This is a genomic window from Caballeronia sp. LZ034LL (assembly GCF_031451215.1).
In the GTDB taxonomy this organism is placed as follows: Bacteria; Pseudomonadota; Gammaproteobacteria; order Burkholderiales; family Burkholderiaceae; genus Caballeronia.
In genome coordinates, this window is sequence record NZ_JARUXR010000004.1 from 1,021,778 (window position 1) to 1,037,436 (window position 15,659).

Here is a 15,659-nt window from a genome sequence, read left to right on the forward strand (position 1 = left end):
CTTGATTCAGCGTTGTCCGTGTGATGATTCAGGCCGCGCTCGTAAGCGGCAGGCCGAGATTGCCGAGGCAAAAGTATTTCGTTTCGACGAAAGGCTCGAAGCCTTCCGCACCGCCTTCCCGTCCGAGTCCCGATGACTTCATGCCGCCGAAGGGAATCGGCGCGCCGGTGAACTTCACGCCGTTGACCGAGACCATTGCGAAGTCGAGCCGCCGCACGAGCTGGAAGATGGTGTCGATGCGCGTCGCGCAGACATAGGCGGCGAGGCCGTAATCGGTATCGTTGGCGCGTGCGACGGCTTCATCGAGCGTATCGAACGGGGAAATCGCGGAGATCGGCGCGAAGTTCTCTTCGTCGTAAATCCGCATGCCGGGTTGAGCATCCGCGACCACGGTCGGTTCATAGAACCAGCCGCCGAGCGCATGCGGCCGACCGCCCGCCGTCACGCGCGCGCCTTGCGCTTTTGCGTCTTCCACGCGTGCCACCGTGGCGTCGAACGCGGCCTGATGCATCAACGGGCCGACATCCACGTCCGCTTCGAATGCGCTGCCCACGCGGAGCGCGCGCACCGCCGCCGAGTAACCTTCGACGAATGCCTCGTAAAGCGGCCGTGCCACGAGAATGCGGTTCGCCGCGCAGCAGTCCTGTCCGGAGGTCTGAAACTTCGCGCCGACCGCGACGCGCATCGCCTGTTCCAGGTCGGCGTCTTCCGTCACGATGAACGGCGCGTTGCCGCCCAGCTCCAGCGCGAGCTTCTTGATGCCCGATGCAGCCGCCGTTTGTGCCACCAGCGCGCCGACGCGCGTCGAGCCGGTGAAGCTGACGGTCCGTACGCGCTTGTCGCCGACGAGCGTTTCCATGGCCATCTGCGGTTCGCCGAGAACGACGTTGAACACGCCCGGCGGAAAGCCCGCCTCTTCCGCAAGTTGCGCCAGTGCGATGGCCGAGAAAGGCGTCTCGTGCGCGGGCTTGATCACGACCGTGCAACCTGCCGCGAGCGCGGCGGCGGCCTTGCGCGTGATCATCGCGGCCGGGAAATTCCATGGCGTGATGAGCGCGGCAACGCCGACCGGCTCCATCACCGTGCCGAGATGCGCGCCGTCGATATGCGTCGGAATCGTGCGGCCGGCAAGCCGCTTCGCTTCGTTCGCGAACCATTCGATGAAACTCGCGGCATAGGCGATCTCGCCCTTCGCTTCCGCAAGCGGCTTGCCCTGTTCCAGCGAGAGAATGCCCGCGAGATCCGGCAGATGACGCACGATGAGTTCATGCCAGCGCAGCAACAGCGCGCTGCGCTTCTGCTGCGGCATCCAGCGCCACGACTGGAAGGCCCGATCGGCGGCATCGACTGCGCCGGTGATCTGCGCCCGGTCGAGCATCGGCACATGTCCGATGACCTTCTGATCCGCGGGATTGTGCACCGCGATCGACGCGGCGCTGTCGCTGTGAACCCAGCGGCCGTCGATATAGCAAAGCGATTTGAAGAGAACGGGATGACCGAGCAGCATGGTTGTCTCCTTGCTCAAAGCGTGCATTCGTTGAAGTGATCCGATGCATTCACTTTAAGCTTCATGCGCGTCGTGAATTTTTTGTTATGGCGCGGCCCGCGTGGTGTTTTTTCTGTTCATTGCAGCCGTTTCCTGAAGTTATCCGCGTGCGTCGGTCAAAGGATGTCGTCGGCCCAATCCGGCGGACCTTCCGCGCTGTTCTTGACCACCTTGGTGACGATATACGTAAAGTAACGTTCGATGCCGAGTTCCTCGACCAGCAGCGAATCGATGAAACGCTGATAGTGATCGATGTCGCACGACACGACATGCAGCACATAGTCCACGCCGCCGCCGGTCGCATAGCACTGCACGATCTCCGGCGCGGCGTTGACGCGTTCCTCGAAGCGTCGCATGTCCTGCGCCGTATGCCGCGACAGCGTCACTTCAACGACGATACGGCTGCCCTTGAACGCCGCCGTCCAGTCGATGTCCGCACGATAGCCGCGCACGAGACCGCTCTCCTCGAGCTTCTTCACGCGTTCCCAGGCGGGCGAAATCGACAGGTTGACCTCTTCCGCCAGACGCGACTTGGTGATGCGGCCATCCCGCGCGAGGATGCGCAGGATGGCGAGGTCGTAGCGGTCGAGCTTGATCAAGTCACACACCCGCGGGAAGGTTGCGCTCGATCACGTCCGCGAGCACCGCCACGGTGTCGCCGGTCTGGACGAGGCCCGGGAAGTGACGCGCCGCGAGCAGGCCGTCGCGCTTCGCCCGGTATTCGAACGGCGCCGCGCCGGTCCGCGCGATGTCATGCACGCGCGCGAGCACGTCGCCCGCCTTTACCTGTTCGCCGAGATCGCGGCACATTTCGAGCAGGCCACTGTGCTCGCTCGTCGTATAACAGGAGCCATCGGGCATGTCGAGGAGCGTCGTGGTGCGCGCCTCGCCCGCCTGCGCCGGCGCTTTCTCCACGATGCCCGCATACGCGAGAAAGCCATGCACGCCGCGCTCGGCAATCGCCACGCTCTGCGCCGTGGAGGTCCCGCCGCCGCCGAGTTCGGTGGACACAAACACCTTGCCCGCATCCTCGGCGGCACTGTCATAGAGACCGATGCTGTCGAGTTCGAGCATGCGCATCGAATACGGCGCGCAAAACGCGCGCATCGCGGCTTCGCAACACGACTGCTGGGTTGCGTCGTTCAGCACGTGAATCGCCGCGAACGGCAGGAAGTCGAGCGTGCGGCCGCCTGCATGAATATCGAGCACGAAATCGGCGAGCGGCAGCAGATGACGCTGGAAGTAGTCCGCGATCTTCTCCGTCACCGTGCCGTCGGGCCTGCCGGGAAAGCTGCGGTTCAGGTTGCCCGCATCGATCGGCGAGGTGCGCTTACCCGCACGGAACGCCGGGTAGTTCATGAACGGCACGATGATGACGCGGCCGTTCACGTCCTGCGCGCGCAGCGTCGAAGCAAGCTTCGCCAGTGCGATCGGCCCTTCGTACTCGTCGCCGTGATTGCCGCCCGTGAGCAGCGCAGTCGGCCCATCGCCGCGCCGGATCACGGTGATGGGAATCATCACCGCGCCCCATGCGGAATCGTCGCGCGAATACGGCAGCTTGAGGAAGCCGTGCTGAACGCCCTCGGCGTCGAAATCGACGGTCGGGCTGATCGGTGACGCGCGCATGCGCTACTCCTTCACGAACAGTTTGCGAGGCGTGTTGCAGAAGGTCTCGACGCCGGTGTCCGTAATCAGGATGCTCTCCGTGATTTCGAGGCCCCAGTCGTCGAGCCACAGTCCCGGCATGAAGTGAAACGTCATGCCGGGTTCGAGGACGGTCTTGTCCCCGGGACGCAGGCTCATGGTGCGCTCGCCCCAGTCGGGCGGATAGCTCGCACCGATCGGATAGCCGCAGCGGCTGTCCTTCTCGATGCCGAAATGCCTCAGCACCGCAAAGAACGCATTCGCGATGTCCTCGGTGCGGTTGCCCGGCTTCGCCATGGCAAGGCCCGCTTCGATCCCTTCGACCACGGCCTTCTCGCCTTCGATGAAATGCTGCGGCGGACGGCCCAGATACACCGTGCGCGAGAGCGGGCAGTGATAGCGCCTGAAGCACCCGGCGATCTCGAAGAAGGTGCCGGCGTTCGCGGTGAAGACCGAGTCGTCCCACGTCAGATGCGGCGCCGCTGCGTCCGAACCGGTAGGCAGCAGCGGCACGATTGCCGGATAGTCGCCGCCATGTCCTTCGACACCCGTGATGCCCGCTTCATAGATCTGCGCGACGAGATCGCTTTTCTTCATGCCAGGCTCGACTGCATCGAGAATGCGCGCATGCATCTTCTCGACGATGCGTGCCGCCACGCGCATGTATTCGATCTCGCGCGCCGACTTCACCGCGCGCTGCCAGTTGACGAGCGCGGTGGCATCGACGAAGCGCGCCTTCGGCAAGTGCTGCGTCAGCGACGCATACGCCTTCGCGCTGAAGTAGTAGTTGTCCATCTCCACGCCGATGCGCTTGCCATCCCAGCCGCGCCCGGCGATGACCTCGGCGCACAGGTAGTCCATCGGATGGCGCACGGTCGACTGCACGTAGTGATCCGGATAGCCGACGATATTGTCGTGCGCCATGAACACCGTGCGCTTTGCGCCGTTGGCATCCTGGCCGCGCCCGTACCACACGGGTTCGCCATCCATGGCCAGCAGCACGCACTGATGCACGTAGAACGACCAGCCGTCATAGCCGGTCAGCCAGCCCATGTTGGTCGGATCGGTCACGATCAGCAGATCGATGCCCGCCTGCTCCATGGCGCGCCGCGTCTTCGCGATGCGCACGTCATACTCGCTGCGCTCGAACGGCAGGCGTACCACGGGCGCCGTGCCTTGCTTCTCTTGCGTGATCTCGGACATCGTCCCCTCTGTCAAGCGGTCACATCGTTGTGGAAAATGGTCCCTGCCAGCGATGCACGCGCACGCTGCAGCGCAAGCGTCGCGATCGCCGTGTCCTGCGCGCCCGTGCCGGTCAGGTCGCACACGGTCACTTCGTCGTCGTTCGTGCGGCCGGGCGCCTGTTGCGCGATCACCTGCCCCAGTTCCGCGAAGCTCGCCTCCGCGCCGATCACGCCCGCCTCGATCGCGTGATGCAGTTCGCCCAGCACGCGCACCTGCTGCAAGCGGTCGCATACATAGCGCGCGTGCGCCAACACGTCTGGTGCGAGTTCGTTCTTGTGCTCGGCGTCCGAGCCCATCGCGGTGATATGCAGGCCCGGATGAAGATCGCGCGCATGGATCAGCGGCTCGCGCGACGGCGTCGTGGTGACGGCGATATCCGCGTGTTTCAGCGCGTCATGCACGCTGGCCGCGACCTCGCACGGCAGGTCCGCGCAATCGCGTGCGAAACGCGTGGCGCTCTCCGTATCGCGCGCCCACACGGTGACGTGTTCGATCTCGCGCACCATCCGCAAGGCCTGCAATTGCAGACGGGCCTGCTCGCCCGCGCCGATGATCGCCACGCGCTTCGCATCGCGGCGCGAAAGCCAGCGCGCGGCCACCGCGCCCGCCGCGGCGGTGCGCACGGCGGTGAGATAACCGTTGTCGAGCAGCACCGCTTCGGTGAGGCCCGTCTGCGCGGACAAGACCAGCATCAGGCCATTGAGACTCGCGAGCCCGAGCGACGGATTGTTGAAGAAGCCCGGACTCACCTTGATCGCAAAGCTCGAAAAGCGCGGCAGATAAGCGGTCTTTACATCGACTTCGCCGGCATGCTCGGGAATGTCGAGGCGCAGGATGGGCGGCATCGCAACGGCTTCCGTCGCAAGCGAACGGAACGCGGCTTCGACCTGCCCGATGGCGTCGAGATCGAGCGGCACGAGCTTTCGCAATTGCGTTTGCCCGAGCAGCACGGTGGATCGATCGATAGAAGACATAATTCAGGCGGCTCCAATCAGACGGCGATGCGTTTCGATATCGATGTTGCTGCCGCTCACGACGATGACAATCGGCCCGCTCCGCACCGGCACCACGCCGTCGAGCAGCGCCGCGATGCCGACGGCAGCCGCGCCCTCCACGACGAGCCGTTCCTCGCGGTATGCATGGACGATGCCGCGCGCAATCGACATTTCATCGAGCAACACGACGTCATCGATCAACGCGCGTGTCATCGCAAAGGTATGCCGGTTATCGAGGCCGATGCCGCCGCCGAGCGAATCGGCGAGCGTCTCGAGTTCATCGACGAAGACCGGCTCGCCCGCCGCGAGGCTCGCATGCATGGCGGCGCCGCGTTCCATCGAGACGCCGATCAGCTTCGTTTCAGGTCGAATGTTCTTTGCCGCGAAGGCCACGCCGCTGAACAGCCCGCCGCCCGACAGCGGCACGACGATGCTCGCCGTATCGGGCAAGGCTTCGAGAATTTCAAGGCCGATGGTGGCCTGGCCGGCAATCACACGCGGATCGTCGAAGGGCGGCACGAACACGTAGCCTTCCTCGCGCACCAGACGTTGCGCTTCGCGTTGTGCATCGTCCTGGCTCTTGCCCGAGATCACGACATGCGCACCGAGCGCGGCCACGGCTTCGACCTTGTTCTTCGGCACGAGCGATGACATGCAGACGGCGGCTTCCATGCCGAGTTCGCGTGCGGCATGCGCGACGGCGCGGCCATGATTGCCCGTCGATGCAGTGACCACGCGTGTGCCGCCTGCTTCGGCCACCTGGGCCAGCGCGTTGGTCGCGCCGCGCAGCTTGAAGCTGCCGGTGGGTTGCAGCGTTTCGAGCTTCAGATAAACCAGCACACCCGCGATACGCGACAAGCTGATCGAATGAACCAGCGGCGTAGCGATCGCGCGTCCTTCGATGCGCTGACGGGCGCGGTAGATATCGGCGAGCGTGAGTGAGGACATGTGAATCCGGCTTGCATGGCGAGCTTCGATGCAAACCAGTCTAATGTCCTAAAAAATCCTTTTCGATTGTCCTAGTTCATTTAGTTGAAGTCATGCACGTGCGGAAACTGGCCGAACACCTCGCGCATCGTCTCGACGGCCGTGCGGAAGGTGCTCTCGCCCACTTCCGCGCCCACGCACAGACGCACGGCATTGGGCCGCACTGCGCCGCGCACGAGGAACGGATCGGGCGAAGTTACGGCGATATTGCGATTACGTAATTCGCGCGTGATGCGCTCCGCCTCCCACTCGTCCGGCACGCGCAACCACACGGACAGCGCATTCGGATGACTGCCCAGCACATAGTCGCCGAGCACTTCGCGCACCACGCCCTGCCGCGCCGCCAGACGTTCGCGCTGGATCTGCACGAGCCGCGCCGCGGTGCCGTCCGTGATCCAACGCGCGGTGACTTCGGCAATCGGCGAGGTCGCCATCCAGCAGCTCACGCGCAACACGCTCTCGGCGCGTAAGGCGAGCCGGCGCGGCACCGTCATGAAGCCCGTGCGCAGCCCGCTCAGCACCGACTTCGTCATGCTCGTGCAATAAAACGCCAGCTCCGGAATCAGGCTCGCGATGGGCGTCTGCGTCTTCGCGGGCAGCGCGCCATAGACATCGTCCTCGATCACGTACACGCCATAGCGCTCGGCAATCCGCGCGATGGCGCGGCGGCGCGAGTCCGGCATCATCGCGACGGTGGGATTGTTGAGCGTCGGCGTGCACACCAGCGCGCTCACGCGCTCGCTGTCGCACATCTCCTCGAAGTGCTCGGGACGGATGCCGTGCTCATCGAGTTCCAGACCCTTGAGCGTAAATCCGAGCACGTTCGCCGAGCCGATCACGCCGTGATCCGTGAGACTCTCGCACAGGACCGTGTCGCCGGGTCCGACAATCGACGCCAGCGCGAGGAAGATGCTGTGCGCCACGCCGTTCGTGACCAACAAGGTATCCACGTGCGCCGGCATGTTGAGCGAGGCAAGCCATTCCACGCCCGCCTGGCGGTGATTCTCGAAGCCCGCGATAGGCCGGAACGCGCGTATCCACGGCTGGTCCTCGATGGTCGAGAGGGTCGCGCAGACCTTGCGCCACATCGCATCGTGCTCGGGCGTATGCACGATGCGCGCAATCGAGAAGTCGACGACCGAGCGTTCGGCGGTGTCGAGCATGTAGTTGGACATGGTCTCGGTCACGCGCGCCGCGACGAAACTGCCGCGCCCCACTTCACAGCGGATCAGGCCCTGGCGCTCCAGTTCCTTATAGGCGTTGGTCACGGTCTGCACGCTGATCGACAGATCGGCGGCGACTTCGCGCTGCGGCGGCAGGCGTTCGCCCGATGCCAGCGCACCGCTTTCGATGTCCGCGGCCATCGCCTTCACCAGCCGCTTGTACTTGGACTGCACGCCCTGCACGGTGCGCACGGCGTCGCGCCATCGTTCGTTCACACGCTGTTCCTTATATCCGGGTTGACCAAGCATCGTCATGCGCAATAGTGGCGCAAAAGCGCACCCGAAAATAATTGTCCTAGAGCAATCGGAACAAATATATGGCTTTGTATTCTGCGTTCGTGGCTGCGCGGCGAATGCCTTTGAGACCTTTGTGGCAAGGGTTTCCACGAGCTTCCACATGAATGCCCTTCTCCGACCACGCTTGAAGAACCACCACTACGGAAACGATATGAAGACGAAGCGACTGTCTGGATTGCTGGCAGCGGCGTGTGTCACAGCGGCATGCCTGGCCTCCTTTGCCACGAGCGCGAGCGCGGAAACCACCTTGCAGCGCATCCAGCGCACCGGCGAGGTGCGCATCGGCTACGCCAACGAAACGCCCTTCGCCTACACGACGGCCGACGGCACCGTGACCGGCGAGTCGCCGGAGATCGCGAAGAAGGTCTTCGCCAAGCTCGGCGTGAAAAAGGTCGATGCGGTCCTGACCGAATGGGGCGCCTTGATTCCGGGCCTCAAGGCCGGCCGCTTCGACGTCATCGCGGCGGGCATGTACATCACTCCGGAGCGCTGCAAGCAGGTCGCGTTCGCCGATCCGCAATACCAGATCCCCGACACGCTGCTGACGATGAAGGACAACCCGAAGAAGCTGCACAGCTATGCCGATGTCGCCAAGCAACCCGATACGAAGCTCGCGATCATGGCCGGCACCGCCGAACTCGGCTATGCGCGTCAGGCGGGCATCAAGGACGATCAGATCCTCCAGGTTCCGGACACCACGGCGCAATTGCAGGCGGTGCGCGCACGCCGCGCCGATGCCGCCGTGGGCACGTCGCTGACCATGAAGGGCCTGGCATCGAAAGGCGGCCCGCAAGTCGAAGCGGTGAGCCAGTTCAACGACGATCCAAAGCACACGGGCTATGGCGCGCTCGCGTTCCGCCCGGAAGACACCGACTTGCGCGATGCCGTCAACAAGGAGCTGCATCAATGGCTCGGCACGGACGATCATCTGAAGACCGTGGCGCCGTTCGGTTTCGACAAGTCCAATCTGACGACGAAGAAAGCGCCGGAGCTGTGCTCGGGCTGAAGCACGTCACGTCTCGCTACGGCAATTCACAGCGTTTCATCCACTCGCGAGGACCCATGTCATGAGCGACCTCAATGAGCTCCTGCCCCTGATGTGGAAGGGCACGCTCGTCACGATGCAGATTGCCGTGATCAGCATTCTCCTGGCCATCGTCATGGCGAGTGTCGCGACGACGCTGCGCGCCGCGCCCTATCGCCTCGTGCGCTGGGCCGGCAATGCGTACGTGGAAGTGTTTCGCGGCACCTCGCTGCTGGTGCAGCTGTTCTGGCTGTTCTTCGTGCTGCCGCTGCCGCCCTTCGACCTGAAGCTGACGCCCTTCACGGTGGCCATCGTCGGGCTGGGGCTGCATTACGGCGCGTATGGCTCGGAGATCCTGCGCGGCGCGCTGCGCTCGGTGCCCGGCGGCCAGTATGAAGCGGCGCTCGCGCTGAACATGCCGGCAGCGGCGCGGCTGCGCCGCATCATCCTGCCGCAGGCGATGATCAATGCCCTGCCGCCCGCCACTAACCTGATGATCGAGTTGCTCAAGGGAACCTCGCTCGTCTCGCTGATCACGCTCTCGGACCTGACCTTCCGCGCGCGTCAGCTCGACGAAGCAACCTTCAAGACGGCCGAGATCTTCGGCCTTACGCTGCTGATCTACTTCGTGCTCGCACAGATCATCGTCGCGGTGATGCGCGGCTTCGAGCGGCGCGTGAGCAGTCACGTCGCCGTTCGCAAGCCGGCGCGTGCGCTTCCGGGAGCGGCATCATGAATGCGCTCGGACAGCTCTTCGATGTCAAGTACGCGCTGCAGATCCTGCCCGAACTGGCGCGCGCGGCCACCTATACCATCGGCATCACGCTCGTCGGCTTCGCCATCGCTCTCGTGTTGGGTCTCGTGCTCGCGATCCTGCGGCGCAGCGAGATCGCCGCCGTGTCGCGGCCCACCGCGCTGTTCATCGAATTCATCCGCAGCACGCCGCTGCTGATCCAGGTGTACATCCTCTTCTACGTCGCACCGCTCTACGGGCTCACGATGTCCGCGCTGACGGCGGGCACCATCGGCATCGCGGTGCACTACGCGTGCTATGTGTCCGAGGTCTATCGCGCGGGTCTCAACGGCGTGGCGCGCGGTCAATGGGAAGCCTCGTGCGCGCTGTCGCTGTCGCCGTGGCGCACCTATACCGGCGTGATCCTGCCGCAAGCGATTCGCCCGGTGATTCCCGCGCTCGGCAACTACCTCGTCGCCATGTTCAAGGACACGCCGGTGCTGTCGGCCATCACGGTGGTCGAACTGATGCAGCAGGCCAAGAACGTCGGCTCCGAAACCTTCCGCTATCTCGAACCGATCACGATGACCGGGATCTTCTTCCTCATCATCAGCGTGACGTTCGCCTCGGGCGTGCGTCATCTGGAACGGCGCGTGAGGCTGCCATGACCGCAACCCACCTTCAGGAGCACCAGATGAAACGAGATCTCGATCCCGCGCTCGGCGCCGCCGCCGATGCCCGCGCGAAGGCCCCGATGGTGCGCTTTCGCAACGTGACCAAACGCTATGGCGCGCTGACCGTGCTGGACGGTCTCGATCTCGATGTCGCGCGCAACGAGAAAGTCGCGATCATCGGGCCGAGCGGCTCGGGCAAGTCCACGCTGCTGCGCGTGCTGATGACGCTCGATCCGCTCACCGACGGCGTCATCGAAGTGGATGGCGAGCCGCTCACGCATGAACGGCGCGGCGGCGCGCTCGTCGCTGCATCGCCGCGCCATGTGCGGCAGGTGCGCAGCAAGATCGGCATGGTGTTCCAGAGCTTCAACCTGTTCCCGCACATGACGGCGCTCGCGAACACCATCGAAGCGCCGATGAGCGTGCTCGGCCTCTCGAAGAAGGAAGCCACCGAACGCGCCCGCGAACTGCTCTCGCTGGTCGGCCTCGCGGACAAGAACAATCACTATCCGTCGCAGTTGTCGGGCGGTCAGCAGCAGCGCGTCGCGATTGCGCGCGCGCTCGCCATGCGTCCGCAAGTCATGTTGTTCGACGAAGTGACGTCGGCACTCGATCCCGAACTGTGCGGCGAAGTGCTCAACGTGATCCGCCGGCTCGGCGAGGAGCACAACCTGACCATGCTGATGGTCACGCACCAGATGGGCTTCGCCAAGGAATTCGCCGATCGCGTGTGCTTTTTCTCGCAGGGCAAGATCATCGAACAGGCGCCGCCGCAGCAGTTCTTCTCCGCGCCCCAGCATGAGCGCACACGGCAGTTCCTGCGTGCGGTGACCGAAGCGCTATAACGAGGTCACGCGGTCCGCAAATTGCTTCGCGCTCTCCGAACGCAAAACGTGCTTTGATGTTTGAAGCTACCGGAGAGTGCGATGTCCCCCATACAGCATAAGGTTGCGCGTGCCGCGGAGGTCTCCGCCGAACGCGGCAAACGCGTGTGCATCAAAGGCGATGAACCGGACGCGAAGGAAACGCCCATCCTGCTCGTGCGCGACGGCGATGACATTCGCGCTTATACGGCCGAATGTCCGCACGCGGGCGGGCCGCTCGACGAAGGAGCGATCTGCAACGGCCGCATCGTCTGTCCATGGCACAAGGGCACGTTCGCGGTGCGCGACGGCAGTCTCGTCGAACCGCCCGCGCTGAAGGCGCTGACCCGTTATGAAGCCACGGTTAAAGACGGCGATGTCTATGTCGCACTGCCCGCCGTCGATAGCGAAGAGTTCGCATCGAAAGCGCAGACGAATGCGCAGACGATGCTCATCGTCGGCGCGGGCGCGGCCGGCGCCGCTGCATGTGCCGCGCTTCGCGAAGCCGGTTTCGACGGCCGCGTGGTTCTGGCAGGCGGCGACGCGCGCGAGCCGTACGATCGCACGTCGCTGAGCAAGTTCACGCTCGCCGGCGACATGCCGCCGGACGACGTGCCGCCTCTGCTCGATGCGGATTTCTTCGAGAAGCATGACATCGAGCGGCTCGAGTCGGACGTCATGCATCTGGACGTCAGCGCACGGCACGCCGATCTGGTCGACGCCAAGAAGCTCGACTACGACACCGCGCTCATCTGCACGGGCGGCACGCCAAAGCCGCTGACGATGCCCGGAGCGAATCTCGACCATGTCCACCTGCTGCGTACGCGCGAGGATGCACGCGCCATCCTGGCCTCGCTCGAAGGTCACAAGCGCGCAGTGATCGTGGGAGCGAGCTTCATCGGACTGGAAGCGGCTTCATGCCTGAGAAAGCGCGGCGTAGACGTGACCGTGGTCGCGCCCGGCAAGGTGCCCTTCGCGAAGCAGTTCGGCGAGCGTATCGGCGAGATGTTAAGGAAGCTGCATGAGAAGAACGGCGTGGCGTTTCACATGAACACGCGCGTGAGTTCGCTCGTCGGCGGCAATGCGGTGCGCGAAGTGATGCTCGACTCCGGCGAGAAAATTGCCGCCGACATCGTCATCGCGGGTACCGGCGTCGAGCCCGCTACTCAATTCCTGACAGGCGTCGCGCGTAACGAGGACGGCAGCCTTTCCGTCAATACAAGCATGCTCGCCGCGCCCGGTCTTTATGCCGCAGGCGATGTTGCGCAGTTTCCGCTGCCGCGCTCGGGGCAGTCCGTGCGTATCGAGCACTGGCGTGTCGCGCAGCAGCATGCGCGCGTCGCCGCGTACAACATGGCGGGGAGGCCGCGCGACTATGCGGGCGTGCCGTACTTCTGGACCTTCCACTACGACAAGACCTTCGACTATCTCGGACACGTGTCGGAACCGGACAGCGTCGAGATTGACGGCGACCTCGACGCCCAGCACTTCATCGCCTTCCTGATGAAGAATTCGCGAGTGGGCGCCGTGGTGGCCTGCGAATACGATGCCGCCGTATGCAGGCTCGCCGAAGCGATGCGCGAACCGCTCACGCTGGAACAGGCGCGGCGCATCGCGCAGGGCTGACTTGAGGAATCGAGGAACGAAACATGGCCACTACAGCCGGCAAATCCGCCAAGACGCCCAAGCGCAAATCCAGCGGCAGCAAACGCCCGAGCACACGGCAGCGTCATTCGCTTGCCACCGCCCGCAAGAAACCCGCGCGCTCGACACACCGCTGGTCGCATCACGTCATGGAGACAAGCGACGCGATGGATATCCAGCGCGACATCTTCAAGACCGGCAATGCGCAGGAAATCGCCGATTCACTCAAGCGCTCCTCCACGCACAGCACTCGGCGCAAGGGGTCGCCATTCCAGTCGGCGATGTCGATGCTGAACTTTTATATCAATCGCGCGGGCCGCAATCTGCCGAAGTCACGCAAAAGCACGCTCGAGCGCGCCAAGAAGCGGCTGCGCGAGGCGTTCGGACGCAAGCCTTGAGGCGCGGTCGCGCGTGACACGAAACCGCGCGCCTTGAACGATTCAAGGTTGACGCTGCCCGCCCTGATGCTGAGGCAACGGCTGGTTCTGCTGACGCTGGCCACTCTGATTGTCCTGCTGCGGTTGTGCGGGCGGCGGCTCAGGCTGGCCGTGCTGCTGCTGTGATGGGTCCGACGGCTGATTGCCCACTTGCTTCTGCTTGTCGCTCATGTTCCCTCCTGCGCTTTGAACTGAAACACCCATGCGACCTGACGGCCGCTCACGGGTCGCAGCATCGCGCATACCCGGGACGACGAGGAACGTCGCTTGCTCGCTGTGCAGCTGCATGCGCGGGCGATCCGGCCTGCACGCATTCAGCCAAGGAGACAGCGATGGCCCAGCAACCTCCTCTCAATCCCGGCGATGAAGCCGAAGCTGGCGCGCCCGGCTCAGGCGAGGATCTGTGTCCGGACTGCAACGGCACCGGCAAGCTCGACGGTTCGGAGTGCGCCACTTGCGGCGGCACCGGCAAGGTGACACAGGGCATCGGCGGCGGCTGAGCGGATCGGCGGAATGTCCGCTCGTCACACCACAGGAGTCAAGCTTGAAGAAAACATCGAAACAACTCGTGCGTGTTGCAGCCAGCCTTTCCATGCTCGCATGCGGCAGCGCTTTCGCGGCAGGCTACGCCGCCGGCTTCGGCCCCGATCCCGAACTGCCCGCACCGCACAAGGGCTTGATGCCGACCGTGAACATCGCTCCGGCGAAGCCGTGGCAAGCGGGCGAGCAACCGGACGCCGCGCAGGGCTTCCAGGTGACGCCGTTCGCGACCAAGCTCGATCATCCGCGCTGGATCGCCACGCTGCCCAATGGCGACGTGCTCGTCGCCGAAAGCAATGCGCCCGCGCAACACGACGAAAACGCCGGCATCAAGGGCTTCGTGATGAAGAAGGTGCAGAAGCGCGCGGGCGCGGGCGTCGCGAGCCCGGACCGCATCGTGTTGCTGCGCGATACCAATGGCGACGGCATCGCCGACACGCGCACCGTGTTCATCGACAAGCTGCATTCGCCGTTCGGCATGGCGCTCATCGGCGACGAACTCTACGTCGCGGATACCGATGCGATCATGCGCTTCAAGTACGAGCCCGGCATGACGCAGATCACGACGCCGGGCGAGAAGTTCATGGATCTGCCCGCCGGCGAGATCAATCATCACTGGACCAAGAACATCATTGCGAGCCGCGACGGCAAGAAGCTCTATGTGACCGTCGGCTCGAACAGCAACGCGGCGGAAAACGGTATCGATGCCGAGAACGGCCGGGCGCAGATCATGGAAGTGGACATCGCGACGAAGCAGGCGCGGCCGTTCGCCACCGGTTTGCGCAATCCGAACGGCATGTCATGGCAGCCGCAGAGCGGCGCGCTATGGACGGTCGTGAACGAACGCGACGAACTGGGCAACGAACTCGTGCCCGACTATCTCACTTCGGTGAAGGACGGCGCGTTCTATGGCTGGCCCTATAGCTATTACGGCCAGCATGTCGATGACCGCGTGAAGCCGCAGCGCGCGGATCTAGTGCAGTCCGCGATCCTTCCCGACTACGCGCTCGGCGCACATACCGCGTCGCTCGGCCTGACGTTCTACGACGGCAGCGCCTTCCCCGAGCGCTATCGCAATGGTGCCTTCATCGGCCAGCACGGCTCGTGGAACCGCAAGCCCCGCAGCGGCTACAAGGTCGTCTTCGTGCCCTTCCAGGACGGCAAGCCCTCGGGACCGCCGGAAGACATCCTCACCGGCTTCCTCTCGTCGGATGGCCATGCGCGCGGACGGCCCGTCGGCGTGGCGGTGGATCATGCGGGCGGCCTGCTCGTCGCCGACGATGTCGGCAACGCCGTATGGCGCGTCGCGCCCGCCGGGAAGCCGCAGTAGATGGCCGCGCGCAAGCCTAAGCCCAAACACGCGCGCGGGCAGGGCAGCCTGTTTGCGCTCGCGGAGCGGCAGATCGTCGGGCTCTATGACGCCGGCGTGATGTCGCCCGCCGTGCTGCATCATCTCGTCGCGGCTTACGCGGAGAGCGGTATCGACTGGAACGAGGACAGCACGCTGCGCACCGTGGACGGCCATAGCGTGCAGGAAGCGGTGGTCATCGTGATGATGCCGGGACGCGCGCTGAAGACGGCGCGCAAGGACTTCATCTCGGTGGTCGAGCATCTCGCCGGCGCGTCGTCACCTACGGACCAGGCCGAAGACGCACCCGATGACGAAGACCTGTTGAGCCAGCTGAGCGGCGACGGCACACGTTCGTCCACGCGTGCCGCGAAGACAACCGAGTCGTCTCCGAAGCGCGCCGGCTTCAACCCGCTAGTCGGCGCGCGCTCGGTGCCGAGTCACAACAAAGGCTGAGCG

General features: G+C 64.5%; 17 protein-coding genes. 9 read left to right on the forward strand and 8 right to left on the reverse strand.

Annotated features, from left to right (window positions below):
• Positions 1–28: 28 nt before the first annotated feature.
• The 7 genes from QCE83_RS32120 to QCE83_RS32150 all read right to left on the reverse strand — a co-directional run bounded on the left by QCE83_RS32120 (position 29) and on the right by QCE83_RS32150 (position 7,889).
• The gene (locus tag QCE83_RS32120; RefSeq protein WP_309820518.1) at positions 29–1,507 is read right to left on the reverse strand and encodes an NAD-dependent succinate-semialdehyde dehydrogenase; all 1,479 of its coding nucleotides are present in this window, start codon (positions 1,505–1,507) and stop codon (positions 29–31) included.
• A gap of 155 nt (positions 1,508–1,662) precedes the next feature.
• Positions 1,663–2,145 (reverse strand): Lrp/AsnC family transcriptional regulator, encoded by a 483-nt coding sequence (locus tag QCE83_RS32125; protein ID WP_309820520.1) that lies wholly within the window; start codon positions 2,143–2,145, stop codon positions 1,663–1,665.
• A 1-nt stretch (position 2,146) separates the two neighbouring features.
• Positions 2,147–3,172 carry a N(2)-acetyl-L-2,4-diaminobutanoate deacetylase DoeB gene (gene doeB, locus QCE83_RS32130; protein WP_309820522.1) on the reverse strand — a complete coding sequence of 342 codons (1,026 nt, stop codon included), beginning with the start codon at positions 3,170–3,172 and terminating at the stop codon, positions 2,147–2,149.
• A 3-nt stretch (positions 3,173–3,175) separates the two neighbouring features.
• The gene (gene doeA / locus QCE83_RS32135; protein WP_309820525.1) at positions 3,176–4,393 is read right to left on the reverse strand and encodes an ectoine hydrolase DoeA; all 1,218 of its coding nucleotides are present in this window, start codon (positions 4,391–4,393) and stop codon (positions 3,176–3,178) included.
• An 11-nt stretch (positions 4,394–4,404) separates the two neighbouring features.
• A complete protein-coding gene (locus QCE83_RS32140; protein ID WP_404986167.1) occupies positions 4,405–5,400 on the reverse strand; it encodes a cyclodeaminase in 996 nt (331 codons plus the stop codon).
• Positions 5,401–5,412: 12 nt separating this feature from the next.
• Positions 5,413–6,378 (reverse strand): hydroxyectoine utilization dehydratase EutB, encoded by a 966-nt coding sequence (gene eutB, locus QCE83_RS32145; RefSeq protein ID WP_309820529.1) that lies wholly within the window; start codon positions 6,376–6,378, stop codon positions 5,413–5,415.
• 80 nt (positions 6,379–6,458) lie between these two features.
• The gene (locus QCE83_RS32150) at positions 6,459–7,889 is read right to left on the reverse strand and encodes a PLP-dependent aminotransferase family protein (RefSeq protein ID WP_404986010.1); all 1,431 of its coding nucleotides are present in this window, start codon (positions 7,887–7,889) and stop codon (positions 6,459–6,461) included.
• A gap of 199 nt (positions 7,890–8,088) precedes the next feature.
• Between QCE83_RS32150 and ehuB the strand changes: the two genes are divergently transcribed.
• From ehuB to QCE83_RS32180, 6 genes are all read left to right on the forward strand, one after another.
• Positions 8,089–8,943: an ectoine/hydroxyectoine ABC transporter substrate-binding protein EhuB gene (gene ehuB, locus QCE83_RS32155; protein WP_309820534.1), complete on the forward strand. Its 855-nt coding sequence runs from the start codon at positions 8,089–8,091 to the stop codon at positions 8,941–8,943.
• Between the two features lie 61 nt (positions 8,944–9,004).
• Positions 9,005–9,697 (forward strand): ectoine/hydroxyectoine ABC transporter permease subunit EhuC, encoded by a 693-nt coding sequence (gene ehuC, locus QCE83_RS32160; RefSeq protein WP_309820536.1) that lies wholly within the window; start codon positions 9,005–9,007, stop codon positions 9,695–9,697.
• Positions 9,694–10,362 (forward strand): ectoine/hydroxyectoine ABC transporter permease subunit EhuD, encoded by a 669-nt coding sequence (ehuD, locus tag QCE83_RS32165; protein ID WP_309820538.1) that lies wholly within the window; start codon positions 9,694–9,696, stop codon positions 10,360–10,362. The genes ehuC and ehuD overlap by 4 nt, the downstream gene beginning before the upstream one ends.
• Before the next feature lie 26 nt (positions 10,363–10,388).
• A complete protein-coding gene (gene ehuA / locus QCE83_RS32170) occupies positions 10,389–11,213 on the forward strand; it encodes an ectoine/hydroxyectoine ABC transporter ATP-binding protein EhuA (RefSeq protein ID WP_309820540.1) in 825 nt (274 codons plus the stop codon).
• Between the two features lie 81 nt (positions 11,214–11,294).
• Entirely contained in the window at positions 11,295–12,857 is a 1,563-nt protein-coding gene (locus QCE83_RS32175) for an FAD-dependent oxidoreductase (protein ID WP_309820542.1), read from the forward strand.
• A gap of 23 nt (positions 12,858–12,880) precedes the next feature.
• Entirely contained in the window at positions 12,881–13,273 is a 393-nt protein-coding gene (locus QCE83_RS32180; protein WP_309820545.1) for a DUF3175 domain-containing protein, read from the forward strand.
• A 42-nt stretch (positions 13,274–13,315) separates the two neighbouring features.
• Here QCE83_RS32180 and QCE83_RS32185 read toward each other — a convergent pair whose 3' ends face one another.
• Positions 13,316–13,483, reverse strand: coding sequence for a hypothetical protein (locus QCE83_RS32185; RefSeq protein WP_309820547.1), 168 nt, complete (start codon positions 13,481–13,483; stop codon positions 13,316–13,318).
• 161 nt (positions 13,484–13,644) lie between these two features.
• On the opposite strand from QCE83_RS32185, the gene QCE83_RS32190 reads away from it, so the two are divergent.
• The 3 genes from QCE83_RS32190 to QCE83_RS32200 all read left to right on the forward strand — a co-directional run bounded on the left by QCE83_RS32190 (position 13,645) and on the right by QCE83_RS32200 (position 15,656).
• Complete coding sequence (locus tag QCE83_RS32190; protein WP_309820549.1) at positions 13,645–13,812, forward strand: hypothetical protein; 168 nt, start codon at positions 13,645–13,647, stop codon at positions 13,810–13,812.
• Positions 13,813–13,904: 92 nt separating this feature from the next.
• Positions 13,905–15,182, forward strand: coding sequence for a sorbosone dehydrogenase family protein (locus QCE83_RS32195; protein WP_309821201.1), 1,278 nt, complete (start codon positions 13,905–13,907; stop codon positions 15,180–15,182).
• Positions 15,183–15,656 (forward strand): hypothetical protein, encoded by a 474-nt coding sequence (locus QCE83_RS32200; RefSeq protein WP_309820552.1) that lies wholly within the window; start codon positions 15,183–15,185, stop codon positions 15,654–15,656.
• Positions 15,657–15,659 lie beyond the last annotated feature (3 nt).